Annotated in this window: 18 protein-coding genes and 2 pseudogenes; 6 read left to right on the top strand and 14 right to left on the bottom strand. The window is 68.7% G+C overall.

Annotated features, from left to right (window positions below; all coding sequences use genetic code 11):
* Nucleotides 1–11: 11 nt before the first annotated feature.
* The 8 genes from JC881_RS10875 to argH all read right to left on the bottom strand — a co-directional run bounded on the left by JC881_RS10875 (nucleotide 12) and on the right by argH (nucleotide 12,202).
* On the bottom strand, nucleotides 12–1,382 hold the full coding sequence (locus JC881_RS10875; RefSeq protein WP_198785729.1) for an MmgE/PrpD family protein: 1,371 nt from the start codon (nucleotides 1,380–1,382) through the stop codon (nucleotides 12–14).
* Between the two features lie 52 nt (nucleotides 1,383–1,434).
* Nucleotides 1,435–2,409 carry a Bug family tripartite tricarboxylate transporter substrate binding protein gene (locus tag JC881_RS10870; protein WP_198785728.1) on the bottom strand — a complete coding sequence of 325 codons (975 nt, stop codon included), beginning with the start codon at nucleotides 2,407–2,409 and terminating at the stop codon, nucleotides 1,435–1,437.
* Nucleotides 2,410–2,458: 49 nt separating this feature from the next.
* On the bottom strand, nucleotides 2,459–3,151 hold the full coding sequence (locus JC881_RS10865; protein ID WP_198785727.1) for a GntR family transcriptional regulator: 693 nt from the start codon (nucleotides 3,149–3,151) through the stop codon (nucleotides 2,459–2,461).
* Nucleotides 3,152–3,267: 116 nt separating this feature from the next.
* Nucleotides 3,268–4,707, bottom strand: a complete 1,440-nt coding sequence (locus JC881_RS10860) for an efflux transporter outer membrane subunit (RefSeq protein WP_198785726.1) — start codon at nucleotides 4,705–4,707, stop codon at nucleotides 3,268–3,270.
* Nucleotides 4,707–7,886 carry an efflux RND transporter permease subunit gene (locus tag JC881_RS10855; protein ID WP_198785725.1) on the bottom strand — a complete coding sequence of 1,060 codons (3,180 nt, stop codon included), beginning with the start codon at nucleotides 7,884–7,886 and terminating at the stop codon, nucleotides 4,707–4,709. The genes JC881_RS10860 and JC881_RS10855 overlap by 1 nt, the downstream gene beginning before the upstream one ends.
* A 9-nt stretch (nucleotides 7,887–7,895) precedes the next feature.
* Nucleotides 7,896–9,119, bottom strand: a complete 1,224-nt coding sequence (locus JC881_RS10850) for an efflux RND transporter periplasmic adaptor subunit (protein WP_198785724.1) — start codon at nucleotides 9,117–9,119, stop codon at nucleotides 7,896–7,898.
* 181 nt (nucleotides 9,120–9,300) lie between these two features.
* On the bottom strand, nucleotides 9,301–10,779 hold the full coding sequence (locus JC881_RS10845; protein ID WP_198785723.1) for a rhomboid family intramembrane serine protease: 1,479 nt from the start codon (nucleotides 10,777–10,779) through the stop codon (nucleotides 9,301–9,303).
* A 25-nt stretch (nucleotides 10,780–10,804) separates the two neighbouring features.
* Complete coding sequence (argH, locus tag JC881_RS10840) at nucleotides 10,805–12,202, bottom strand: argininosuccinate lyase (protein ID WP_198785722.1); 1,398 nt, start codon at nucleotides 12,200–12,202, stop codon at nucleotides 10,805–10,807.
* Nucleotides 12,203–12,260: 58 nt separating this feature from the next.
* Here argH and JC881_RS10835 point away from each other — a divergent pair, with 58 nt between their 5' ends.
* The 3 genes from JC881_RS10835 to JC881_RS10825 are packed head-to-tail and all read left to right on the top strand — an operon-like array spanning nucleotide 12,261 to nucleotide 15,375.
* A complete protein-coding gene (locus tag JC881_RS10835) occupies nucleotides 12,261–13,334 on the top strand; it encodes a sensor histidine kinase (RefSeq protein ID WP_443083343.1) in 1,074 nt (357 codons plus the stop codon).
* Entirely contained in the window at nucleotides 13,331–14,083 is a 753-nt protein-coding gene (locus JC881_RS10830; RefSeq protein ID WP_198785720.1) for a LytR/AlgR family response regulator transcription factor, read from the top strand. Before JC881_RS10835 ends, JC881_RS10830 begins: the two co-directional genes overlap by 4 nt.
* Nucleotides 14,080–15,375, top strand: coding sequence for an AI-2E family transporter (locus tag JC881_RS10825; protein ID WP_198785719.1), 1,296 nt, complete (start codon nucleotides 14,080–14,082; stop codon nucleotides 15,373–15,375). Before JC881_RS10830 ends, JC881_RS10825 begins: the two co-directional genes overlap by 4 nt.
* 6 nt (nucleotides 15,376–15,381) lie before the next feature.
* Here the strand turns inward: JC881_RS10825 and JC881_RS10820 are convergent, their stop codons facing one another.
* Nucleotides 15,382–15,963 carry a TetR/AcrR family transcriptional regulator gene (locus JC881_RS10820; RefSeq protein ID WP_198785718.1) on the bottom strand — a complete coding sequence of 194 codons (582 nt, stop codon included), beginning with the start codon at nucleotides 15,961–15,963 and terminating at the stop codon, nucleotides 15,382–15,384.
* A gap of 146 nt (nucleotides 15,964–16,109) precedes the next feature.
* On the opposite strand from JC881_RS10820, the gene JC881_RS10815 reads away from it, so the two are divergent.
* Complete coding sequence (locus tag JC881_RS10815) at nucleotides 16,110–16,556, top strand: tautomerase family protein (protein WP_198785717.1); 447 nt, start codon at nucleotides 16,110–16,112, stop codon at nucleotides 16,554–16,556.
* Between the two features lie 32 nt (nucleotides 16,557–16,588).
* Here JC881_RS10815 and JC881_RS10810 read toward each other — a convergent pair whose 3' ends face one another.
* A complete protein-coding gene (locus tag JC881_RS10810) occupies nucleotides 16,589–17,062 on the bottom strand; it encodes a winged helix-turn-helix transcriptional regulator (RefSeq protein WP_198785716.1) in 474 nt (157 codons plus the stop codon).
* Nucleotides 17,063–17,158: 96 nt separating this feature from the next.
* On the opposite strand from JC881_RS10810, the gene JC881_RS10805 reads away from it, so the two are divergent.
* Nucleotides 17,159–17,551, top strand: a complete 393-nt coding sequence (locus tag JC881_RS10805; RefSeq protein ID WP_198785715.1) for a tautomerase family protein — start codon at nucleotides 17,159–17,161, stop codon at nucleotides 17,549–17,551.
* Between the two features lie 18 nt (nucleotides 17,552–17,569).
* On the opposite strand, the gene JC881_RS10800 is transcribed toward JC881_RS10805, so the two are convergent.
* Nucleotides 17,570–18,094, bottom strand: coding sequence for a GNAT family N-acetyltransferase (locus JC881_RS10800; RefSeq protein ID WP_198785714.1), 525 nt, complete (start codon nucleotides 18,092–18,094; stop codon nucleotides 17,570–17,572).
* Between the two features lie 49 nt (nucleotides 18,095–18,143).
* On the opposite strand from JC881_RS10800, the gene JC881_RS10795 reads away from it, so the two are divergent.
* A complete protein-coding gene (locus tag JC881_RS10795; RefSeq protein ID WP_198785713.1) occupies nucleotides 18,144–19,064 on the top strand; it encodes a LysR family transcriptional regulator in 921 nt (306 codons plus the stop codon).
* Between the two features lie 17 nt (nucleotides 19,065–19,081).
* Here JC881_RS10795 and JC881_RS10790 read toward each other — a convergent pair whose 3' ends face one another.
* The 3 genes and pseudogenes from JC881_RS10790 to JC881_RS32835 all read right to left on the bottom strand — a co-directional run.
* Nucleotides 19,082–19,795 carry a winged helix-turn-helix domain-containing protein gene (locus tag JC881_RS10790; protein WP_198785712.1) on the bottom strand — a complete coding sequence of 238 codons (714 nt, stop codon included), beginning with the start codon at nucleotides 19,793–19,795 and terminating at the stop codon, nucleotides 19,082–19,084.
* A gap of 45 nt (nucleotides 19,796–19,840) precedes the next feature.
* Nucleotides 19,841–20,341 (bottom strand): annotated as a pseudogene (locus JC881_RS32840) (YadA family autotransporter adhesin); the annotation flags it as partial.
* A 309-nt stretch (nucleotides 20,342–20,650) separates the two neighbouring features.
* Nucleotides 20,651–24,004 (bottom strand): annotated as a pseudogene (locus tag JC881_RS32835) (beta strand repeat-containing protein); the annotation flags it as partial.
* Nucleotides 24,005–24,012 lie beyond the last annotated feature (8 nt).

Here is a 24,012-nt window from a genome sequence, read left to right as displayed (position 1 = left end):
GTTCTTTCCTTTCAGGGGCGCGCCAGCGCCGCGAGGCCGCGCACATCGGCCGCCGTGCCCAGCGACCAGCAAGCCGCGAGCAACTCGCTCGTGCGCTGCGCGCCGAGGACGCCATCCGACAGCCCGTGGAATTTCCGCTCCAGGTCCGCATCGGTCATCGGACGCTGCAGCGAACCGATCGCGTGCTCGATGAACACGTGCTCGCGCCGGCCGTCGGTCAGCACCGCGGTCACGTCGGCGCTGGCCTCGTCGATGCTGTCGTCCACGGTGGCCACGACCTTGCGGCGCAACGCGACCACATCGGGGCGGTTCACGATGTCGTCGGCAAATTCCTCTTCGGCCGCGCGTCCGAACAAGAGGCCCGCCGCGCACCCGTGGTACACGCTGAACTTGGCGCTCAGGCCATCGGCCGGCTCCTTCTTGCCCGTGAGTTCGAGCACCAGCGAATGCACCTTGAGCTCGATGCGCTCGATCTGTTCGGCCGCGATGCCGCGCTCGCGCAGCTGCACGCAGGCGTCGATGCTCGGGTGGATCACGATGCCGCAGGCGAAGGGCTTGTAGCTGTTGAACGAGATCTCGAAACGCTCGCCGAGCGCGTCGGTCACTTCGTTCCATGCGTACTTCGTCGACACCACCTGTGCCCAGCCGCGCGGCGCCTCGATCGCCCTGGGGCTCGCGGTGTAGCCGTGCTGCGCCATCAGCGCGGCCATGAGGCCCGCGCGCGCCGCGCCGCCCGGGTGGAAGGGCTTGGTCATGGTGCCGAACTGTTCTCGCAGGCCCACCGGCTGCGACGCGGCGATGCCCAGCGCCATCGCCGTGCGGTCCGCGTCCAGCCCGAGCAGTCGCGCGCAGCCCGCGGCCGCGCCGAACATGCCCGTGGTGCCGGTGATGTGCCAGCCGCGGTCGTAGTGCTCGGGGTAGACCGTGTTGCCCAGGCGACACGCCACGTCGATGCCCAGCACCAGCGCATCGAGCACCGCGCGGCCGCTCGCGCCGGTGTGCTCGGCCAGCGCCAGCACGGCCGAGGCCACGGGGCCGGCGGGGTGGATGATGGTCTTCAGGTGCGTGTCGTCGAAATCGAAGGTGTGCGAGGTGATGCCGTTGAGCAGCGCCGCGTTCGCGATGTCGACCTTCTCGGCGCGCCCGAGCACGGTGGCCTGCGGCGCGGGCTGCAGCACCTGCACGGCGGCCAGCGCGGCCTCCACGGCTTCGTGCTTGGCGGCGCCGACGGCGCAGCCCAGCCAGTTGAGAAAGGTGCGGTGCGCCTCGTGGTCCACCGCCTCGCTCCAGCCGCGCGAGGCGTGGCCTGCGACGTACTCGGCAAGGATGCGGGTGATGGGCGGGGCGTTGTGGTCTGCGGCGACCTGAGTGTTGCGGGCCATGGGTTTGAAAGTCTCTGGTGGATAGCGAAGGAAAAAAAACGGATGACGCGATTCAGGTCGTGAGTTCGATCTTGCGATCGCGCGCGAGTTGGGTCCATCGCGCGAGGTCGGCGCGGATGTAGTCGCCGAACTGCTGCGCGCTCATGGGCATCGGCTCGACGGCCTCGACCGCGAGCTTCTCGCTCAGGTCCGGCGCCTTGAGCACCGTGTTGAGCGTGTCGTTGAGTTGCTTGACGACGGCGGCCGGCATGTGGGCCGGGCCGACCACGCCGTACCACTGCATCGCGTCGAAGCCCGCAAGGCCCAGCTCCTCGAGCGTGGGCACGTCCTTGATCTGCGGATGGCGCGCCTTGCCGGTCACCGCCAACGGCCGCGCGCGGCCCGACTTGATGTGCGGCATCGCGGCGGCCAGGCCCGGGAACATGGCCTGCGTCTGCCCGCCCATGAGGTCGGTGAAGGCAGGGGCGACTCCGCGGTAGGGCACGTGCGTCATCTGCAGGCCCGTCTGCTGCTTGAAGAGCTCCATCGTCAGGTGCGTGAGCGAGCCGGCACCCGCCGAGCCGTAGCTCAGCTTGCCGGCCTGGGCCTTGGCGTAGTCGAGGAATTGCTTGAAGTCCTTGGCGGGCAGGTCGGCGTTGATGACCAGCACGTTGGGCGTGCCGCCGATCATGCCGATCGGGGTGAAGTCCTTCACCGGGTCGTAGGGCACCTGGCGCGTCGCGGGGCTGGTGCCGTGCGTGGCGACGTAGCCCTGCATCAGCGTGTAGCCGTCCGCCGGCGCGCGCGCGGTGTTCTGTGAGGCGATCACGCCGCCCCCGCCGCCCTGGTTGTCGACGATGAAGGTCTGGTTCAGCAGCTTGCCCCAGCGCTCGGTGACGGTGCGGCCCACCATGTCGCTGCCGCCGCCGGCCGCGACCGGCACGATGTAGCGGATGGGCTTGGCCGGAAAGTCCTCCGCACGCGCGGAGCGGTGCAGCCCGAGGAAGGCGGACGTGGGAATGGCGAGGGTGAAGGCGCGGCGTTTCATGGACTTGTCTCCTGGTGGTTGTTCGAGCCAGGGCGGCCGGGCCGCGCGTTCAGCGGCGGCAGCTCTGCAGGCGGTCGTAGGCGTCGCTCACGTGGCGCGCCATCAGGTCTTCGCAGCGCGCGATGTCGCCCTTGCGCAGGGCCCGGGCGATGCGCGTGTGCTCGGCGATCGAGGCGCGCATGCCCATGTCCTGCGACAAATTCTTCAGGCGCGACAGGTGCAGCTTCTGCACCACCGTGCGGTAGGTCGCGGCCAGCGCGTGGTTGCCCGCCGCCTCGACGATGGCCCAGTGGAAGGCGAGGTTCTCTCGGTAGTAGCGCTGCACGTCGTGCGCGTCGAAGGCGGCGTTCATCGCGGTGATGGAAGCGTCGAGCCGGTCGGCCAGCGCGATGCGCGCGGGCTCCTCGAGCCGCGCCGCGCGGCGGCCGGCAAAGCCGTCGAGCAGGCCCCGCATCTCGTAGAGGTCATGCACCTCGTCGGCGGTGGGCTCGCGCACGAAGACGCCGGCGTGCTTGCGTGCGACGACCAGGCCGGTGCTCTCGAGTTCGCGCAGGGCTTCGCGCACCGGCACCCGCGAAACGCCGAGCCGCAGGGCCACGTCGGGCTCGTTGATGCGCTGGCCGGGCCGCAGTTCGCCGCGCAGGATCATGGCCAGCATGTCGTCGCGCACCAGCTTGGCGAGCGGGGTGTCGCGCACGGCCGAGAGCTGGTCCGGGGGCGGTTCGACGAGCCAGGGCAGCATGCGGAGGATCCTTGGTTTGGCGGGATATCGTATACGAATGAATCCGGCGATGTCCACTGCAAACCGCCGCGGCTCCTCGAATTTCGGAATTTCGAGGAGCCGCTTGCCCGATCGAACTACCCGTTCCTGTCCGCGCCCTCGCTCCAGCCGCCGCCCAGCGTCCTGTAGATCGTGAGCCGGTTGGTCTGCTCGGTGAGCTGCAGGCCGATCAGCGTCTGCTGCGCCGCGTAATGGGCGCGCTGCGCATCCAGCACATCGAGGAAGCTCGTCGCGCCGCTCCTGAACAGCGACTGCGACAGCTCGAAGCTGCGCGAGGTCGCGCCCAGCAGCGAGCGCTGCGCATCGAGCCGCTCGGCCAGCGTGCGGCGCTCGGCCAGCGCATCGGCCACTTCGCGGAAGGCCGTCTGCACGGTCTTCTCGTAGGTCGCGAGCTGGATCTTCTGCTGCGCTTCGGCCACCTTCAGGTTCGAGCGGTTCGCGCCGCCGTCGAAGATCGGCACGCTCACCGAAGGCGCAAAGCTCCACGCCTTGCTGCCGCTCGCGAACAGGCCCGACAGCGTGCTGCTCGCCGTGCCCGCCGAAGCCGTGAGCGCGATGCGCGGGAAGAAGGCCGCGCGCGCCGCGCCGATGTCGGCGTTGCTCGCGCGCAGCGCGTGCTCGGCGGCGCGCACGTCGGGGCGCTGCTGCAGCACGTTCGACGAGAGGCCGGCCGGGGGCACGAGCAGCTGCGCGGCTTCGGTGGTCGCGGTGGTCGGCAGCAACTCGGCTGGCGGCGTGGTGCCGACCAGCAGCGCGAGCGCGTTGCGGTCCTGTTCCACGAGACTGTCGAACGCGGCCGCATCGGCGCGCGCGGCTTCGACGGTGCTTTGCGATTGCGCGAGCGCCAGGCCCGACTGCGAACCGAGCGCATGGCTGCGCTGGATCAGGTCGAAGGACTTGCGCTGGCTCTCCAGCGTGCTGCGCGCGAGCGCCAGGCGCTGCTCGTCCGCGGCCAGCTGCAGCCAGGCCGTGGCGACGGACGCCACCAGGCTGATCTGCGTGCTGCGCCGGGTTTCCTCGGTCTCGAAGTAGCTCTGCAGCGCCGATTCGCCGAGGTTGCGCACGCGGCCGAACAGGTCGAGCTCGTAGGCCGTCAGGCCCAGGTCGGCGCTGTACTGCGAGGAAATGCGCGCCTCGCCGCTGGTCGAGAGGCTGCCCGGCGTGCGCGAGCGGCTGCCGCCCGCGCCGGCGTCGATGGTCGGGTACAGGCCCGCGCGCGCGATGCCGTACTGGGCGCGTGTGCGCTCGATGTTGAGCGCCGCCACGCGCAGGTCGCGGTTGTTGGCGAGCGCGAGTTCGATCACGCCCTGCAGCTGCTTGTCGACGAAGAAATCGCGCCAGCTGACGTCGAGCGGTGTGGCTGCGGTGACACCTGTGGAGGGCAGCGACTGCGGCACCGGAAGGGAGGGTGCTTCATACGCGGGCGCGAGGTTGATGCACCCCGAGAGCACGGCCGAAGCCACGGCCGCGCAGGCGAGCGTCCGCAGCGGAAAGCGGGAGAGGGATGTGCGCCGCATCAGTGGCCTCCCTGTTCTGCGATGGGTGCCGGCAATGCGTCCGTCGCTTCGCCCTTGGCCGGCTTGCGCCTGCCCTCCAGCCACCCGCGGATCAACGCGAAGAACAGCGGCACGAAGAAGATGCCGAGCGCGGTGCCCACCACCATGCCGCCGAGCACCGCGGTGCCGATCGACTGGCGGCCGCCCGCGCCCGCGCCGGTGCCGATGGCCAGCGGCAGCACGCCGAAGCCGAAGGCCAGCGAGGTCATGAGGATGGGCCGCAGCCGCAGGCGCACCGCTTCCAGCGTCGCCTCGATCACGCCCTTGCCCTGCTCCTGCAATTGCTTGGCGAACTCCACGATCAGGATCGCGTTCTTCGACGAGAGCCCCACCGTCGTGAGGAGGCCCACCTGGAAATACACGTCGTTGCTCAGGCCCCGGAAGCTGGTGAACAGCAGCGCCCCCACGATGCCCAGCGGCACCACCAGGATCACCGAGAACGGCACCGACCAGCTCTCGTAGAGCGCGGCCAGGCACAGGAACACGAAGAGGATCGAGATCGCATAGAGCACAGGCGCCTGCGCGCCCGAGAGCCGCTCCTGGAACGACGCGCCGGTCCATTCGTAGCCGATGCCGGGCGGCATCTGCTTCATCACTTCGTCCACTGCGGCCATCGCATCGCCCGAGCTCACGCCGGGCGCGGCATCGCCCACGAACTCATAGCTCGGGCTGCCGTTGTAGCGCTGCAGCTGCGGCGATCCATACGTCCAGCGCGTGCTCGAGAACGCGGGGAACGAGACCATCTGGCCCAGGCCGTTGCGCACGCTCCAGCGGTCGATGTCGGCGGGCAGCATGCGAAAGGCGGTGTCGCCCTGCATGTACACGCGCTTGACGCGCCCGTTGTCCAGGAAGTCGTTGATGTAGGTGCCGCCCATCGCGCTGGAGAGCGTGCTGTCGATGTCGGCCGTGGCCAGGCTCGCGGCGCCGGCGCGCGCATCGTCGATGTCCACCGCGAACTGCGGCGTGTCGTCCAGGTTGTTGCTGCGCACGTTCACGACCACGTCGGAGCGCTTGGAGAGCAGGTCGATGGCCTGGTCGCGCGCCTTCACCAGCGCGTCGTGGCCCAGGCCATTGATGTCCTTCAGGTGGAAGTTGAAGCCCGCGTTGGCGCCCAGCCCGCGCACCGCCGGCGGCAGCAGCACGAACACGCGCGCGTCGCGGATGGTGGAGAGGTCCTTGTTGGCGCGGCGCGCGAGCGCGGCGGCCGATTGCCCGTCGCCTTCGCGCTCGGCCCAGTCCTTGAGCTTGACGAAGGCGCGCGCCGAGCTCTGGTCGCCGTTCTGCCCGGTGATGACGTTCACGCTCACCACCTCGGGCTGCTTGGTGAAGTAGTCCTGCATCTGCGTGACCACCGGCTGCAGCCGCGCGTCGGAGGCGCCCGGCGGCAGGGTCACCTGCACCTGCAGGAAGGCCTGGTCCTCGTCGGGGAGGAAGGAGGTGGGCAGCCGCATGAACAGCACCGCCATCGCCGCCGCGATCAGCAGGTACACCACGATGCTGCGCTTGCCGCGCCGCACGATGCCGCCCACCACGCCCTGGTAGCGGTCGGCGCCCTTGTCGAAGTTGCGGTTGAAGCCCGCGAAGAAGCGGTCGACCGCGCCCAGCACGCCGCGTCGAGCCACCGCGTGCTGGCCCTTGGCCATGGGCTTCAAAAGCGTCGCGCACAGCGCCGGCGTGAGCGTGAGCGCCACGAACACCGACAGTGCCATCGCCGAGACGATGGTGATCGAGAACTGCCGGTAGATCACGCCGGTCGAGCCGCCGAAGAAGGCCATCGGGATGAACACCGCCGACAGCACCAGCGCGATGCCCACCAGCGCGGGCGTGATCTCGGCCATCGACTTGCGCGTGGCCTCCTTGGGCGAGAGGCCCTCTTCATGCATCACGCGCTCGACGTTCTCCACCACCACGATGGCGTCGTCCACCAGCAAGCCGATGGCCAGCACCATGCCGAACATGGTGAGCGTGTTGATCGAGTAGCCGGCAACGGAGAGCACGCCGAAGCTGCCCAGCAGCACCACGGGCACCGCAATGGCCGGGATCAGCGTCGCGCGGAAGTTCTGCAGGAAGATGTACATCACCAGCACGACCAGCACCATGGCCTCGGCCAGCGCCTTGACCACCTCGTCGATCGATGCGCTCACGAAGGGCGTGGTGTCGTAGCTCACGAAGGTCTGCAGCTGGTTGGGAAAGAGCGGCTGCAGCTCGGCCACCTTGGCCTTCACCGCCTCGGCCACCTGGACCGCGTTGGCGCCATCGGCCAGCACCACGCCCAGGCCCGCGCCGGGGCGCCCGCCCAGTTGCGAGCGCACCGTGAGGTTCTCGGCACCGAGCTCCACGCGCGCCACGTCGCGCAGCCGCACCACGGCGCCGTCGGGCGTCGCGCGCAGCACCACGTTCTCGAACTGCTCGACCGTCTGCAGCTTGCTGCGCGCGGTGATGGTGGCGTTGAGCTGCTGCTGCGCGCCTGCCGGCAGTGCGCCCAGCTGGCCGGCCGAGACCTGCGCGTTCTGCGCGGTGATGGCGTTGCCCACGTCCGAGGGCATGAGCGCGTACTTGCGCAGCTTGTCGGGGTCCAGCCACAGGCGCATCGCGTAGCCGGTGCCCAGCGTCTGCACCTCGCCCACGCCGTCGATGCGGCTGATCACGTCCACCAGGTTGCTGCTGATGTAGTCGCCCACATCCACGGCCGAGGCGCTGCCGTCGCCCGAGTACATCGAGACGATCAGCAGGAAGTCGTTGCCGCCCTTGGTGACCGTGACGCCGCGGCTTTGCACCTGCTGGGGCAGGCGCGACATGGCCTGCTGCAGCTTGTTCTGCACCTGCATCTGGGCCACGTCGATGTTGGTGCCCGCGTTGAAGGTGAGCGACAGGCGCGCCACGCCCGAAGAGTTGCTGGTCGACTGCATGTAGAGCAGGTTGTCCAGCCCCTTCATCTGCTGCTCGATGACCTGGGTGACCGAGTCTTCCACCGTCTTGGCCGAGGCGCCGGTGTAGGTCGCGTTGATCGACACGCGCGGCGGCGCGATGTCGGGGTACTGCTCCAGCGGCAGCGTGCGGATCGCCATCAGCCCGGCGAGCATGATGACGATGGAGAGCACCCACGCGAAGATGGGGCGGTCGATGAAGAACTGGGCCATGGCGGGGCCTCAGCGCGCGAGCGTTGCGGAGGCGGCGTCGGGCTTGGCGATGGCAACGGGGCTCGTCACCGGCTTCGCGCCCAGATCGACCACGCGCACCTTGTCGCCGACCTTCACGCGCTGCGAGCCTTCCATCATCACGCGGTCGCCCGCGGCCAGCCCGTCGATCACCTGCCACTGCGAGCCGACGGCGCGGCCCACGCTGATCGGGCGCCTGGCGACCTTGTTCTCGGTGTCGATCACCAGCGCCGAGGCGCTGCCGTCCGGCGCGCGCGTGACGGCCTGCTGCGGCACCAGCAGCGCGGCCTGGTTCACGCCTTCCTGCAGCACCGCGCGCACGTACATGCCGGGCATCAGCATCCGGTCGGGGTTGGGCACCACCGCGCGCAGCGTGACGCTGCCGGTGCCGGCATCGACGGTGACGCCGCTGAAGGTCAGGCGCCCGGCGTGCGGGTACTTGGTGCCGTCCTCCAGCAGCAGCTGGATGCTCGCCTCGGCGCCGTTCGCGCGCTGCAGGCGGCCGCTGGCCAGTTCGCGTTTGAGGCGCAGCAGCTCGCTGCTCGACTGCGTGACGTGCACGTGCATCGGGTCGAGCTGCTGCACGGTGGTCATGGCCGCCGCCTGGTTGGCGGTGACCAGCGCGCCCGGTGTCACCGTCGAGAGTTCGGCCCAGCCTGTGATCGGCGAGGTGATGCGCGTGTAGCCCAGCTGGATGCGGGTGGTCTGCTCGGCCGCGCGGGCTACGCCCAGGTCGGCCTCGGCCTGCTGCTCGGCGGCCTGCGACTCGTCGAACACCTGGCGGCTGATGGCGTCGATCTTCACCAGCTCCGCGTTGCGCTTGGCCACGGTGCGGGCCGTGGCGAGGGCCGATTCGGCCTTGCGCACGCTGGCCTGCGCGCTCGCATGGGCGGCCTGCAGCGAGGCCGGGTCGAGCTGGTAGAGCACCTGTCCGGCCTTGACCTGCGAGCCTTCGGTAAAGAGCCGCTCCTTCAGGATGCCGCCGACCTGCGGGCGGATCTCGGCGATGACCGGCGCGGCGGTGCGGCCGGGGAGCTCGGTGCTCATCGCGAGGGTTTCATGCTTCAGGGTGACCGCGCCGACTTCCTTTTCTGGTGCGGCGGTCGCCTTGGCCGCGGCGGGCGTCTCCACGCTGGTGCGTGAACAGCCTGCGAGCGCGGCGATGGCCAGGGCTGTAACGAGCAGGGCGAAGCGAGGGAAGATGTGGTCAGGCATGAATCAGGCAACGGAAGTAGGAAAAGCCCCGGATGGAGCGGGCGTGCAGCCTCAAGTTCAACGAGGCGCGGGCGCAAGGGCCGGCTTTACACGCCAGACGCAGCAATTGCAGTGCCACATGCTGCCAGCGGCGCTCTACCGGGGCATGACAGCCCCGGGAGCACCGAGGGTCGGCGCGGTGTCAGGCGCGCTGCAGGGCGCGCGTGACCATGTCGTTGGGCGCGAGCCGCAGCAGGTGCGGCAGGAGGCCGATCGCCTTCTCGCGCTCGCCCGCGTGCAAGAGGCCGTTGGCGCACACCGAGAGCGTGTCGGCCAGCTGGGGGTGGTCGGGCGCCGTCTTGAGCAGGATGCGGCACAGCATGTCGGCATCGCCGAACTCGCGGATGCGCGCGAACCGGCGCGCGAGCCGCGCCATGTCATCGGGCTTCAGCCGCAGGCCCGGCCTGGCCTGGTCCAGGTAGATGCGGTAGCTCGCGTGCTGCAGGGCGATCGTCTCGGCATCGGTCGCAGGCAGGCGGAAGATGCGGCGCGCGGCCTGGTGGAAGTCTTCGCTCGCGGGCTGCAGGCGCGCAGTGTTGAACCAGGCGCGCAGCGTGTCGGTGTCGTTGGGGCGCAGGGCGGCGGCGGCGCGCCATTCGGCGGCGGCGTGCTCGAACTTCATCGCGGCGGCCAGGCGGCGGGCGGCGGCCACGTGCTGGTCGAAGCGGTCTTCGTCGTTCGCCATTTCCGACTTCACGGTCTCGGGCGTCTTCACGCGGCCCAGCAGCATCGCGCCGCCCATCAGCGCGGCGCCGGTGAGCAGGCCGCCCAGGTGGGCCATGTAGGCGACGCCCTCATCGGCGAGCCAGTGCTGCATCAGCTCGTTGACGATCCAGGCCGGCAGCAGGAGCAGGGCCGGCGCGCTCACGTAGTTGAAATAGAAGAACAGCTGGTAGAAAAAGCGGATGCGCCGCAGCCGGTACATCACCGCGTACATGCCCATCAGCGCGGAGATCGCGCCCGAGGCGCCCAGCCCGTAGGAGCCCTTGCCCGCGTAGGCCCAGGCCGCCAGCGCCGAGCCGCCGATGGCGCCCAGCAGATAGAAGGTGAGGTAGGTGCTGCGGCCCAGCGCCAGCTCGACCGAGGCGCCGAACAGGAAGAGGAACAGCATGTTGCCCAGCAGATGGCCGGTGCTGCCGTGCAGGAAGGCGGAGGTGACCAGCGTCCAGGGCTTGCTGAACCCGGCGTCCTTGCCGTAGTCCTGCGCCCAGCGTTCGGTGAAGGGGGCGGGCAGCATCGACTCGTACTGCTGGCGGTCGCGCTTCCACTCGGCGTACTGCGGGTGAGCGGGGGTGATGACTTCTTCGGCCTTGAGCTTCTTCTGGAAGGCCTTGTCGCGTTCCATCGCTTCGATCAGCTGGTCGTAGACCTCGGCCTTCAACATGCGCTCGCCCAGCTTGCCGCGCTTGGCATCGGTCTTTTTCAGCCACTCTACGAAGGGCGGCAGCTCCAGCTCGGGCAGCACGCTCTTGGCGTAGTAGTGGGCGGCGCGCTCGCGTGCGCTCTCTTCGCTGCGCTGCGGCCCCCACCACACGATCATGTTGACGAGGATCAGCAGCACCGTCAGCCACGGCGGGTTGCGCCAGCTCGGTTTGTTCTCGAGCGGGATGGCGTAGAACACGTGCTGCGGCCGGTTGCTGCTGCGCTCAGCCGAGCCGCTTGCGGTGGCGCGCGATCTGCGCCTTCACCTGCGCCGGCGCCGTTCCGCCGAGGATGTTGCGTGCGTTCAGCGAGCCGCGCAGGCTCAGCACGTCGTACACGTCCTTCTCGATGTTCGGGTTGAACTGCTGCAGCACCGCGAGCGGCAGCTCGGCCAGGTCGACCTTGTGCGAGGTGGCGGCCTTCACGGCATGGGCCACCGTTTCGTGCGCATCGCGGAAGGGCAGGCCCTTCTTCGTGAGGTAGTCGGCCAGGTCGGTGGCCGTGGCGTAGCCGCGCAGCGCGGCGGCTTCCATCGCCTCGGGCTTGACGGTGATGCCGCCGATCATCTCGGCAAAGATGCGCAGGGTGTCCTTGAGCGTGTCGACGGTGTCGAACAGCGGCTCCTTGTCTTCCTGGTTGTCCTTGTTGTAGGCCAGCGGCTGGCCCTTCATGAGCGTGATGAGCGCCATCAGGTGGCCGACCACGCGGCCGGTCTTGCCGCGGGCCAGTTCGGGCACGTCAGGGTTCTTCTTCTGCGGCATGATCGACGAGCCGGTCGTGAAGCGGTCGGCGATCTGGATGAAGCCGAAGTTCTGGCTCATCCAGAGAATGAGTTCCTCGCTCATGCGGCTGATGTGGACCATGCACAGGCTCGCCGCGGCGGTGAATTCGATCGCGAAGTCGCGGTCGCTCACGGCGTCCAGGCTGTTCTGGCAGACGCCGTCCATGTTCAACGTCTTGGCGACGAGTTCACGGTCCAGCGGATAGCTGGTGCCGGCCAGCGCGGCGGCGCCCAGCGGCAGGCGGTTGACGCGGCGGCGCACCTCGCCCATGCGCTCGGCATCGCGGCTGAACATTTCCACGTAGGCCAGCATGTGGTGGCCGAAGCTCACCGGCTGGGCCACCTGCAGGTGGGTGAAGCCGGGGAGGATCACCTCGACGTTCTTCTCGGCGATGTCCACCAGCGCCTTCTGCAGTTCGGTGAGCAGGTCGCCGATGAGGTCGATCTCGCCGCGCAGCCACAGGCGCACGTCGGTGGCCACTTGGTCGTTGCGGCTGCGGCCGGTGTGCAGGCGCTTGCCGGCATCGCCCACCAGTTGCGTGAGGCGCGCCTCGATGTTCAGGTGCACGTCTTCCAGGTCGAGCTTCCACTCGAAGGCGCCCGATTCGATCTCGCTGCGGATCTGCGCCATCCCACGTTCGATTTCGGCGTGGTCCTGCTTCTGGATGATGCCCTGGGCGGCGAGCATGCCGGCATGGGCGAGGGAGCCTTCGATGTCGGCCTGCCAGAGGCGCTTGTCGAAGAAGACGCTGGAGGTGTAGCGCTTCACCAGGTCGCTCATCGGTTCGGAGAACAGGGCCGACCAGGCTTCGGATTTCTTGTCGAGTTGGTTTTGGGTCATGGGAGCCGTCCAGGAGGCAATAATGGGTTGGTCACCCGATGTATCTGTGATGTCTGCGATGCGCAACCCGGCGATTTTATCGGCCAGCCCTGGCTCCACGTCCCCGACGCCGTCGGAAAGGGCTCGCGCGCCCCTGCGCGGCGAGCCGTCGCTGTTCGATGCGTGCCAGATCGGCGTGGTGCTGCGCACCGTGGTGTTCGTCGAGGTGGTGGTGGCCATCGCCGCGCTCTTCGTGGTTTCCACGCCCGGCGAATGGCTGGTGCAGACGGCCACCGTCACCGGCGGCGCCTTGCCCGCCACGCTGCTGTGGCTGGTGACGGCCTGCGGGCTCAAGAAGCAACTGCGGCGCCTGCCGCGCCAGTGGCAGTACGCGGCCGGCGCCGTGCTCGGCGCGCTCGCATCGCTCTACGGCTGCGGCCTGCTGCGCCTGACGGGCGTGCTGGCCAGCGCGCCGTGGCTGGCCAGTGCGCTGGCCGGGGCGCTCTTTGCGGGGCTGGTGATGACCGCGATGGCCCTGCGCGCGCGCGGCCAGACGCCCGCCGCCACCACGGCCCGGCTCGAGGAGCTGCAGTCGCGCATCCGCCCGCACTTTCTCTTCAACACGCTCAACAGCGCCATCGCTCTCGTGCGGGAAGAACCCGCCAAGGCCGAGACCATGCTCGAGGACCTGGCCGAGCTGTTCCGCCAGGCGCTGGCCGACCCGGGCGAATCGGGCACGCTGGCCGACGAGATCGCGCTGGCCGAGCGCTACCTGGCGATCGAGCAGGTGCGCTTCGGCGACCGGTTGCGCATCCGCTGGGACCTGGATGCCGCGGCCAGCAATGCGCGCCTGCCGCCGCTCCTCTTGCAGCCGCTGGTGGAGAACGCCATCAAGCACGGCGTGGAGCCCAGCCCCGATGGCGCCAAGCTGCGCATCCGCACCGAGCGGCGCGGCAGCATGGTGGTGATCGAGGTGGTCAACAGCCTGCCGCCGCTGCGCTGGGCCGACGAGCCGCTGCCGCGCGGCCACGGCATCGCGCTGGCCAACGTGCGGGATCGCCTGCGCCTGTTGCACGACATGCAGATGCAGTTCAGCGCCGGCATGGACCAGAAAAACTACCGGGTGCGCATCGCGATCCCCGCCGAATCATGACCCTCAAGACCCTGATCGTCGACGACGAAGCGCTGGCGCGTTCCCGCATGCGCACGCTGCTGCGCGACTGCAGTTCGCCCGCCGCCGAGGTGGTGGCCGAGGCCTCGCAGGGCGCGGAGGCGCAGCAGCACCTGGCCACGATGGCGCTGGACCTCGTGCTGCTCGATGTGCACATGCCCGGCGTCGACGGCATCGAGGTGGCGCGCGCGCTGCGCAGCAACCCCGATGCGCCGGCCGTGGTGTTCGTCACGGCGCATGCGACGCACGCGGTCACCGCCTTCGAGCTGGACGCGGTCGATTACCTGACCAAGCCGGTGCGCGCCGAGCGGCTGCAGCAGGCGCTGCAGAAGGCCGAGCGGTTCCTCAAGGAGCGCCGCGCGCTGCAGGCCGCGGCCCCGGCGGCTCCCGAGACCGTGCTGATCCAGGACCGCGGCCGCGCCGAGCGGGTGCCGCTCTCGGAGGTGCTGTACCTCAAGTCCGAATACAAGTACCTCACCGTGCGCACCGCCACGCGCAGCCACATCCTGGATGGCTCGCTCAACGAGTTCGAGGAGCGCTATCCGAACCGCTTCCTGCGCGTGCACCGCAACGCGCTGGTGGCCCGCTCGGCCATCCGCGCGCTCGAGAAATACGACGACGGCGAAGACGCCGAAGGCTGGGCGCTGCGGCTCGATGCGATTCCCGAACCCGTCGCGGTGTCGCGGCGCCAGCTCGCCGCGGTGCGCGAAGTGCTCAAGGAAACGCGATGAACGACGAACACAAGCCCCCCGCGCCCGACAAGCCACAGGCCGCCGAGGCGCCGCAACCGGCGCCCGAGCCTCCGGCCGTCGAAGCGCCGCAGACGCCTTCTCCCGTCACGCCCGCACCCGAATCTGCGTCCGCACCCGCACCCGCACCGGAAGAGCCCGCCGCGGAACCCGCCGCCGCCCAGCGTCGGCGCCTGCTGCTGCACATGCCGGTGGACGTGCGCAGCGCCTCGCTGGTGGTGCTCGCCGTGCTGGCCAGCGTGTTCGCGCTGCAGTGGGGCCAGGCGGTGTTCATTCCGCTGATGCTCAGCCTCCTGCTGACCTATGCGCTGTCGCCCGTGGTCGAGATGCTGCACCGCTGGCATCTGCCGCGCTGGATCGGCGCGGCGCTCATCCTCGTGGGCCTGTTCGGCGGCATCGGGTGGACGGGCTATTCGCTCTCGGGCAACGCGTCGCAGCTGGTCGATTCGCTGCCGGTCGCCGCGCAGAAGCTCGGGCAGGCGATGCGCCGCGACAAGGGCGCGAGCGCCACGCCGCTCGAGAGCGTGCAGCAGGCCGCCGCGCAGCTGGAGAAAGCCGCCGAGGAAAACTCCGCGCGCGTCGCCTCGCGGCGCGGCGTGGCCCGCGTCATCATCGAGCGGCCCGGCTTCAACGTGCGCGACTACCTGCTGAGCGGCACGGTCGGCCTCCTGAGCGCGCTCGGGCAGTTCACGCTGGTGGCCTTTCTCACCTACTTCGCGCTGTGCTCGGGCGACACCTTCCGTCGCAAGCTCATCAAGATCACGGGGTCGAGCCTGCAGAAGAAGAAGGTCACGGTGCACGTGCTGGACGACATCACGCGCAACATCGAGCGTTACCTGCTGGTGCAAATTTTGGTGAGCGTGGTGGTGGGCGTGACCACCGGCCTCGCGTTCTGGGTCATCGGCGTGGAAAACGCGGCCGTTTGGGGAATCATCGCGGCCGTGACCAACCTCATTCCCTACATCGGCTCGGTGATCGTGCTGGTGGCCGCGGGGCTGGTGGCCTTCTTGCAGTTCAACAGCCTGCAGATGGGCATTTTGGTGGGCGGCGTGTCGCTGGCCATCCACACGGTCATCGGCAACCTGCTGATGCCCTGGCTCACCAGCCGCACCAGCCGCATGAATCCGGTGGCGGTGTTCGTGGGCGTGATCTTCTGGGGCTGGCTCTGGGGCATCTGGGGGCTGCTGCTGGGCATTCCGATCACGATGGTGATCAAGTCGATCTGCGACCGGGTGGAAGACCTGCAGCCCATCGGCGAGCTGCTGGGCGAGTAGGGCGGTTCAACCCAGCTGCGCCTTCAGCTCGTCGGCCGCCGCCTTGAGGATTTCCCGCGACAGCTTCTCGTCGTTCACCGCACGCGACAGCGACACGGCGCCGACCAGCGAAGACAGCGCCGCGATCGCCTTCGTTCGCCTCGCCTTGGGCTTGTCCGCCACCGCCAGCCCGGCAAGGAGTTTCAGGTAGATGTCGACCTGCTGCGTGTACGCGGTGCGGGCCCTGTCGTTGCTGCGTGCCACGTCGCCGGCGAGGGTGGTGACGGCGCAGCTCGTGGCCAGGCCGTCGCGGTGCGCGGTGCTCAGGTAGGCATCGACCAGCGCAGCCACCAGGGCCGGGCGGGCGAGCTTGGCCGATGCCACCGCCTCGACCGCGCGGCCGCCGTCGCGCAGGGCGCATTCGACCGCCTCGGCGACCAGTTCGTCGCGCGATGCGAAGTGCCGGTAGAAGCCGCCGTGTGTGAGGCCCGCTTCCTTCATCAGGTCGGCCACGCCGACGCCTTCCACGCCCGCTTCGCGAAAGCGTGCCGCGGCGGTCTGCACGATGCGGTCGTGGCTTTGCGCCTTGTTCTCTCTGGAGTGGCCCATATCCGTGAAAAGTCCTCGGTCGTGTGCTTGACGATCAGGATTATGTTCATCATCATCCTCGATGTGGATGACGGTCGTCATTCAGAAATCGAAGTCCTCTCCGACTCCCCTCCAAACCCCACTCCAACAGCCACCGAGGAATCCCCATGCCCATGATCGACGTTTACGCCGCCGCAGACCTGTTCCCGGCCGGCGCCGAGACCGACCGCCAGCTCGGCGAAGCGCTCACCCTCGCCGTGCTGCGCGCCGAAGGCGTGGCCAAGCCCGGCCCCTTCCACCTGGACAACACCGCCGCCTACATCCACCGCCTGCCGGCGTCGGCCGTGCAGACCGCCACCACGGCGCAGGCCCGCACCGTGCGCATCCAGATCGTCACGCCGCCCGGTTCGCTCAACCGCGAGGGGCAAAAGCAGATCACCAGGGAGGCCACCGAAATCGTCGTGAAGCTCACGGGCGACGCGGGCCAGGCGGCGCGCACCTGGGTGATCCTCACCGAGGCCGCGGAGGGCGGCTGGGGCATGTTCGGCACGGCCTTCGGCAAGGAAGAGTTCGCGGCGCTCGCCGCCAAGGCGAAGGCGGCCGCGGGCGCCTAGGTCATTGAAGGCCCGAGCGGCCTCGCGCCGTCCTATCGGGCCTTGGCGCGCGCCGTCTTCACGGGCAGCTTCTTCACGAAGGTCGCGGCCGCATCGAGCGGCTTGCCGTCGTGCGTGCGCAGCTCGAGCTTGCGCACCGGCTTGCCGCTGTCACGCTCCACGAGTACCGAGTGCGCCTCGCCCTTGCCGTAGAGGTGCTGCTCGCCCCAGTGCCGCAGGCCCACCACCACGGGGAAAAGGCCGTTGCCCTTGGGCGTCAAAACGTATTCCTGGTACATCGTGCCGTCGGAGGCGGGCGCGAGCGCGAGCACGCCTTCCTGCACGAGGTTCTTCAGCCGGTCCGCGAGGATGTTCTTCGCCACGCCCAGGCTCTGCTGGAATTCGCCGAAGCGCTTCATGCCGTCGAATGCGTCGCGGACGATGAGCAGCGACCACTGGTCGCCCACGATGTCCAGCGAGCGCGCCATCGGGCAGGTGTCTGATCTGAGGCTTCGTCTCTTGGCCATGGCCCGTATTAGACGGGGATGGCCATCCGGTGGCAAATCAAAACCTGAATGCCTGCGCGGGACCGATGGGAATCGTTTTTCCGTAAGGTGCCGGACATGCCCTACCTCCAGCTCGACGTGAACGACCGCCATGAAGTGGCCGACAAGAAGCGCCTCGCGCGCAAGCTCTGCGAAACCTATGCCGACCTGATGAGCGTGGACATCCGCCGCATCAGCGTCGCGATCCGCGAAGTGGGCGAGGGCGGCGTCTGGCGCATGGTGGACGGCGAGGCCACCGAGGTGTCGGTGCTGATGTGCGACATCCGCCGCGGCCGCTCCGCCGAATTGCGGCTCGAAGTCGCGAAGGCCCTGTGCGGCGACTGCATCGAAATATTGGGCCTGCGCGAAGACCGGCTCAACGTCGAATTCACTCAGCATTCGGGCGACGAGATGTACCACCCGACGCTCGGCGGCTACAGCCCCGAGTGGTCGGAGGACGAGGCGGGCTGAACGCCCCGGTGCAGGGGTTCAGCGCAGTGCGCGCTGCATCAGCACGGTATCGACCCACTGCCCGAACTTGAAGCCGACGTTGCGCAGCACGCCGACCGTCTCGAAGCAGAGGCTTTCGTGCAGGCGCTGCGAACCGGCGTTGGCGCTGTTGCCCACCACCGTCACCATCTGCGTGAAGCCGCCGTCGGTGCAGCGCGCAATCACCGCCCGCAGCAATGCCTTGCCGATGCCGTGGCCGTGCAGGCCTTCTGCGACGTAGATCGAGTCTTCCACCGTGTGGCGGTACGCGGAGCGGGCGCGGTAGGGGCTTGCGTAGGCGTAGCCGACCACTTCGCCATCTTTCAGCGCGACGAGGTAGGGGAGGCCACGCCGCAACACCTCGGCGCGGCGCGCCTGCATCTGCTCGGCAGTGGGCACTTCTTCCTCGAAAGAGCACAGGTCGTGCTGCACGTAGTGGCTGTAGATGGCCTGCACCGCGGCCATGTGGTGCGGCTCGGCGTCGAGGATGTCGAGGGTGGTGGAAACGAGGGTCTGTGAGGGCATGCCCCGGATCTTGACGATCCACCATCGATAAGTGAAGCTTCGATGGACTATGCAAGGCATAAGGAATACTTTGGAAAAGACGCTGAACCTCGACCAGCTCAAGTCCTTCGGCCTGGTGATCGAAACCGGCAGCTTCTCGGCCGCGGCTGACCGGCTCGGCCTCACGCAGCCGGCCATCAGCCTGCAGGTGCGCCAGCTGGAGCGGCGGCTCTCGGTGCGGCTCATCGAGCGCGTCGGCAAGCGCGCGCGGGCCACGCCGGCCGGCATGGAGTTGCTGCGCCATGCGCACCACATCGAGACCGCGGTGGACAACGCCATCGACGCGCTGGCCGATCACGCGAGCGGCGTGACGGGCCGCGTGCGCCTGGGCACGGGCGCGACGGCGTGCCTGCATTTCCTGCCGGCCGTGCTGCGCGCGCTGCGTGAGGAATTTCCGGCGCTCGGCATCGTGGTGAGCACCGGCAACACCGAGGACCATGTGCGCAAGGTCGAGGAGAACAGCATCGACCTCGCGCTGGTCACGCTGCCCGCCGCGGGCCGTTCGCTGAGCGTGACGCGGGTGCTCGACGACGAATTCGTCGCCATCGGCCGCAGCGACCTCGCACCCTTGAAGGCGCGCGTGACGCCGGCGGACCTCGCCGCCTTGCCGCTGGTGCTGTTCGAGCCGGCGGCCAACACGCGCAAGCTGGTGGACCGCTGGTTCGCCGCCGAAGGCCTGCAGCCGCAGCCCGTGATGGAGCTGGGCAGCGTCGAGGCGATGAAGGAAATGGTGGCCGCGGGGTTGGGCTACGGCATCGTGCCGCGCATGGCGATGACCGGCCGCGGCGCCCACCCCGACCTGAAGACCAGCCGCCTCGCGCCGCGCATGCACCGCACGCTGGCCGTCGTCATGCGGCGGGACAAGCCGGTCAGCAAGGCGTTGCGCGCGGTGCTCGATGCGATCGCGGCGGCGGGGAAATCGCGCCGCTAGCGTGTGCGCGCTGGTGCTTACAGGTGCGCTTCGACCGCCGGGTGGCCATGCTGCGCCGGGACGCTCGCGAGCTGGTAGCCCGTGCCATACACCGAGCGCAGCACGTACCCGTTTCCGGCCTCCAGCGCCAGCTTCTTGCGCACGCCCGCGGCGCACACGTCGATCACCCGGCCCACCGAGCGCCCGGCCGGCGCCTTCCAGATCGCGCGCCACAGCCACTCCCGCGTCAGCACGCGGTCGACGTTCTGGAACAGCGCCGACGCGAGGGCGAAAGATTGTCGCGAGAGACGGATCTCGCGCTCCCGAAGGAACACCACGCCCGATTCGTTGATGAAGCGATAGGCGCCCCGCACCATGTCCCCGGACATCGGCGTCCGCGACGCAGGCAACGCAGGGGCGCCGCCCTCGGGAACGGCGGGCATCCGGCGTGCCAGCGCTTCGCGCCACAAGGGCAGGCCCTTCCAGGCGCCGCCCTGCGGAATGACCAGGATCGCCAGGCCCAGCACCTCGCATGCGGCGCGCAGGCTGGTGTGCGTCAGCTCGTCGTGCGAGGCCAGCAGCAGCAGGTCGAAGCGCTGCCCGCGGCCCATGGCGGCCAGGAGTTCGGCGGTGCTGGCGAACGACGCCACCTGGTGGTGCGTCGTTCGCAGGCTGTCTTGCACGGCGGTGCCGCGCGCGTCTTTTTCATCCAGAAGCGCCAGTGACAACGGGCTGCGCGAACTCTCCGTCATCCGATGGCGCGAGCTCGCCTTGCGGCCCGCGGTGCGAACCGCTCGTCAATCGAACTCATAGCCCACGCCCACGCCGATGTTGAACTTGGTGCCGCTGTAGCCGCCGTTGACCTTGTAGACCCACTTGCCGTTGTCCGAGCGCGAGGAGAAGCCCACGGCCATCGCGCTGTAGCCCGAGTAGTTGCCCACCCCGACCGCCAGCAGCGTCTTGCCCGGCGTCATTGCCTGCGGCAGCGAACTCATCGCGGTGGCCATGGCCACGCCCGAGTAGGCGATGCGCTGCGTGCTGCTGATCTGGCCCTGCAGCTGGTTCTGCGCGGCCGTCAGTTGCCCCAGGTTGACCGCATCGGTCGGTGCGACGCCCGGCGCCACGTTGGAGATCCGCGTGCCGTTGGGCGCCTGGCCGTTGCCCATGTTGACCTGGCCGTAGTTGACCGAGCCGTCCGGGTTGGTCGCGTACTGCACGCTGCCCGCGGCCACCGCGCTGGCGCTGGCCCGCAGCTGCGCGACGTTGGTCGCATCGCTGTCGGCCGTGCCCGCGGCCACGCCGGTGATCTGGCGGAACTGCCCGCTGGCCGCGTCGCCCACCGACACCGCGGCCTGCGTGCTGGTGGTGGCGTTGACGGCGGCCGCCTGCTGCGCCGCCGCGTTGGCGGGCACGTAGCCGGCCACGCCCGCCGCGGTCGATGCCACCGAGCCGGAGCCCAGCGCGACGCCGCCGCTTTGCTGCACCACCGCGCCGAAGCCGATGGCCGTGCCCTTGGCGACGTTCTGCGCCTGACTGATCGGCGTGCCGCCCGCATCCGCGTTGTCGCCCAGCGCCACGCCGCCGCCGCCGGCGCGGGCGTTGGCGCCGATGGCCTGCGAGCCGGTCGCCAGCGCGCCGGAGCCGATGGCGATGGCGTTGGTGCCCGTGGCCTGCGCGCCGAAGCCGATCGCCACCGCACCGTCGGCCGTCGCCTTCGCGCCGTTGCCGGCGGCGAAGGAGTTGGCACCGCCCGCCACCGACTGCGGCCCGATCGCCACGGACTCCTGTCCGAGCGCTTGCGAGTCCGCTGCGGTCGAATTGGCGTGGAAGTACTTGGTGCCGTTGTTGTAGATGTCGGTGACTGTCGTGCTCAGGTTGGTGACGTTCTGGTTGGTCGTGCTCAGGCCCGTGGAGAGGCTGCCGATGCCGCTGGTCACCGTGCTCAGGCCGGACGATGTGGAGGTCGAGAGGCTGGCGAGGTTGGTGTTGGTGGTGCTGAGGCCTGTAGAGAGGCTGGAGATGCCGCTGGTGGCGGTGCTCAGGCCGGTGGACAGGCTCGAGATGCCACTGGTCGCCGTGCTCAGGCCTGTCGACGTGGAGGTCGAGAGGCTGTCGATGCTGCTGGTCGCGGTACTCAGGCCGGTAGACGTCGAGGTCGACAGGCTGCTCACGCTGCTGTTGGTCGTGCTCAAGCCTGTGGAGAGGCTGGAGATACCGCTGGTGGCCGTGCTCAGACCCGTGGAGGTCGATGTCGACAGGCTGGCCAGGCTGCTGTCCGTCGTGCTCAAGCCCGTGGACAAGCTGCCGATGCCGCTGGTGGCGGAGCTCAGGCCGGTGGACAGGCTCGAGATGCCACTGGTCGCCGTGCTCAGGCCTGTCGACGTGGAGGTCGACAGGCTGTCGATGCTGCTGGTTGCAGTGCTCAGGCCCGTGGAGGTCGAGGTCGAGAGACTGGCCAGATTGCTGTCCGTTGTGCTCAGGCCAGTGGACAGACTGCCGATGCTGCTCGTGGTGGTGCTCAGTCCAGTGGAAAGGCTCGAGATGCCGCTCGTAGCGGTGCTCAGGCCTGTGGAGAGGCTGGAGATACCGCTGGTCGCCGTGCTCAGACCCGTAGAGGTCGAGGTCGAGAGGCTGGCGAGGTTGCTGTCCGTGGTGCTCAGTCCGGTGGACAGGCTGTTGATGCTGCTCGTCGCGGTGCTGAGCCCGGTAGACGTCGAAGTCGACAGGCTGCTGACGTTGCTGTTGGTGGTGCTCAGGCCGGTGGACAAGCTGCTGATGTTGCTGGTCGCGGTGCTGAGGCCGGTTGAGGTCGAGCTCGACAGGCTGCTCACGCTGCTGTTGGTCGTGCTCAAGCCGGTGGACAGGCTAGAGATGCCGCTCGTTGCGGTGCTCAGGCCCGTGGAGGTCGAAGTCGAGAGACTGGCGAGGTTGCTGTCCGTCGTGCTTAAGCCGGTGGACAGACTGCCGATGCTGCTCGTGGTGGTGCTCAGGCCGGTGGACAGGCTGCTGACGTTGCTGTTGGTGGTGCTCAGGCCTGTGGAGAGGCTGGAGATGCCGCTGGTCGCAGTGCTCAGTCCGCTCGACGTGGAAGTCGACAGGCTGCTCACGTTGCTGTTGGTCGTGCTCAAGCCGGTGGAGAGGCTCGAGATACCGCTGGTGGCCGTGCTCAGGCCTGTGGAGGTCGAGGTGGACAAACTGGCCAGGCTGCTGTCTGTCGTGCTCAAGCCCGTGGACAGGCTGCCGATGCTGCTCGTGGCGGTGCTCAGGCCCGTAGACGTCGAGGTCGACAAGCTGTTCACGTTGCTGTTGGTGGTGCTCAAGCCAGTGGAAAGGCTGGAGACGCCGCTGGTGGCAGTGCTCAGGCCGGTGGACAGGCTGCCGATGCTGCTGGTGGCCGTGCTCAGACCTGTGGACGTCGAAGTCGACAAGCTGCTGACGTTGCTGTTGGTCGTACTCAAGCCGGTAGACAGGCTCGAGATGCCGCTTGTAGCGGTGCTCAGACCGGTGGAGGTCGAGGTCGAGAGGCTCACCAGGCCGCTGTTGGTCGTGCTCAATCCCGTGGACAGGCTCGAGACGCCGCTGGTCGCAGTGCTCAAACCCGTGGATGTCGAAGACGACAAGCTGCTCACGCTACTGTTCGTGGTGCTCAGTCCGGTAGACAGGCTTCCAACGCTGCTCGTTGCCGTGCTCAAGCCCGTTGACGTGGAGGTCGACAGGCTGGCGAGGCTGCTGTCCGTTGTACTCAGTCCGGTTGACAAACTGCCGATGCCGCTGGTCGCGGTGCTCAGTCCGGTCGACGTCGAAGTCGACAGACTGCTCACGTTGCTGTTCGTGGTGCTCAGCCCGGTAGACAGGCTTCCAATGCTGCTCGTTGCCGTGCTCAGGCCCGTGGAGGTCGAAGTCGACAGGCTGCCGATCCCGCTGGCCGAAGTGCTCACCCCGGTCGACAGGCTGCCGACCGTGCTGTTGGTGGTGCTCAACCCGGTGGACAGGCTGCTCATGCCGCTGGACACAGAGGTCGAGAGCGAGGTGAGTTGCCCGAAGTTCACCGCGTCGGTGGGGTTCACGCCCGCGGCGACGTTCGTGAGGATGACCGGAGTGGTCGAGCCTGCGCCGCCGAGCGTGACCTTGGTGTGGCTCGCGTCGTCGTATTGAACTGAATTCGACAGGCCCGTGGACAGGCTGCCGATGCTGCTGTTGGCGGAGCTCAGGCCGGTGGAGAGGCTGCCGATGCCGCTCGTGGCGGAGCTCAGGCCCGTGGACAGGCTCGAGATGCCGCTGGTCGCGGTGCTCAGGCCCGAGGACGTGGAAGTCGACAGGCTGCTCACGGCGCTGTTGGTCGTGCTCAGACCCGTCGACAGGCTGCCCACGCCGCTGTTGGTGGAGCTCAAGCCGGTGGACAGGCTGGTGATGCCGCTCGTGGCTGTGCTCAAGCCCGACGATGTGGAAGTGGACAGGCTGGAGATGCTGCTTGTTGCCGTGCTCAATCCGCTCGACGTGGAAGTCGAGAGACTGTTGATTCGGCTGGTCGCTGTGCTCAGGCCCGTGGAGGTTGAAGTCGACAGACTGGTCACACTGCTGTTGGTTGAGCTCAAGCCGGTGGACAGGCTGGTGACGCCGCTCGTGGCTGTGCTCAAGCCCGACGATGTCGAAGTGGACAGGCTGGAGATGCTGCTGGTCGCCGTGCTCAGGCCTGTGGAGGTCGAGGTCGACAGGCTGCCGATGCTGCTCGTGGCGGAACTCAAGCCACTCGAGGTCGAAGTCGACAGGCTGCTGACGTTGCTGTTCGTCGTGCTCAGACCCGTCGATGTCGACGTGGACAAGCTGGAGATGCTGCTGGTTGCCGTGCTCAATCCGCTCGACGTGGAAGTCGACAGACTGTTGATCCGGCTGGTCGCCGTGCTCAGGCCTGTGGAGGTCGAAGTCGACAGGCTGCTGACGTTGCTGTTCGTCGTGCTCAGACCCGTCG

The sequence above is a fragment of the Variovorax sp. IB41 genome (genome assembly GCF_016405905.1).
Taxonomy (GTDB): domain Bacteria; phylum Pseudomonadota; class Gammaproteobacteria; order Burkholderiales; family Burkholderiaceae_C; genus Variovorax.
This window is presented reverse-complemented; position numbering and strand designations above follow the sequence as displayed.

What these genes read in the sequence shown, in the direction of transcription:
- JC881_RS10875 (WP_198785729.1), bottom strand. Translation starts at nt 1,382, where the DNA reads ATGGCCCGCAACACTCAGGTCGCCGCAGACCACAACGCCCCGCCCATC.
- JC881_RS10870 (WP_198785728.1), bottom strand. Translation starts at nt 2,409, where the DNA reads ATGAAACGCCGCGCCTTCACCCTCGCCATTCCCACGTCCGCCTTCCTC.
- JC881_RS10865 (WP_198785727.1), bottom strand. Translation starts at nt 3,151, where the DNA reads ATGCTGCCCTGGCTCGTCGAACCGCCCCCGGACCAGCTCTCGGCCGTG.
- JC881_RS10860 (WP_198785726.1), bottom strand. Translation starts at nt 4,707, where the DNA reads ATGCGGCGCACATCCCTCTCCCGCTTTCCGCTGCGGACGCTCGCCTGC.
- JC881_RS10855 (WP_198785725.1), bottom strand. Translation starts at nt 7,886, where the DNA reads ATGGCCCAGTTCTTCATCGACCGCCCCATCTTCGCGTGGGTGCTCTCC.
- JC881_RS10850 (WP_198785724.1), bottom strand. Translation starts at nt 9,119, where the DNA reads ATGCCTGACCACATCTTCCCTCGCTTCGCCCTGCTCGTTACAGCCCTG.
- argH (WP_198785722.1), bottom strand. Translation starts at nt 12,202, where the DNA reads ATGACCCAAAACCAACTCGACAAGAAATCCGAAGCCTGGTCGGCCCTG.
- JC881_RS10835 (WP_443083343.1), top strand. Translation starts at nt 12,261, where the DNA reads ATGCGCAACCCGGCGATTTTATCGGCCAGCCCTGGCTCCACGTCCCCG.
- JC881_RS10830 (WP_198785720.1), top strand. Translation starts at nt 13,331, where the DNA reads ATGACCCTCAAGACCCTGATCGTCGACGACGAAGCGCTGGCGCGTTCC.
- JC881_RS10825 (WP_198785719.1), top strand. Translation starts at nt 14,080, where the DNA reads ATGAACGACGAACACAAGCCCCCCGCGCCCGACAAGCCACAGGCCGCC.
- JC881_RS10820 (WP_198785718.1), bottom strand. Translation starts at nt 15,963, where the DNA reads ATGGGCCACTCCAGAGAGAACAAGGCGCAAAGCCACGACCGCATCGTG.
- JC881_RS10815 (WP_198785717.1), top strand. Translation starts at nt 16,110, where the DNA reads ATGCCCATGATCGACGTTTACGCCGCCGCAGACCTGTTCCCGGCCGGC.
- JC881_RS10810 (WP_198785716.1), bottom strand. Translation starts at nt 17,062, where the DNA reads ATGGCCAAGAGACGAAGCCTCAGATCAGACACCTGCCCGATGGCGCGC.
- JC881_RS10805 (WP_198785715.1), top strand. Translation starts at nt 17,159, where the DNA reads ATGCCCTACCTCCAGCTCGACGTGAACGACCGCCATGAAGTGGCCGAC.
- JC881_RS10800 (WP_198785714.1), bottom strand. Translation starts at nt 18,094, where the DNA reads ATGCCCTCACAGACCCTCGTTTCCACCACCCTCGACATCCTCGACGCC.
- JC881_RS10795 (WP_198785713.1), top strand. Translation starts at nt 18,144, where the DNA reads ATGCAAGGCATAAGGAATACTTTGGAAAAGACGCTGAACCTCGACCAG.
- JC881_RS10790 (WP_198785712.1), bottom strand. Translation starts at nt 19,795, where the DNA reads ATGACGGAGAGTTCGCGCAGCCCGTTGTCACTGGCGCTTCTGGATGAA.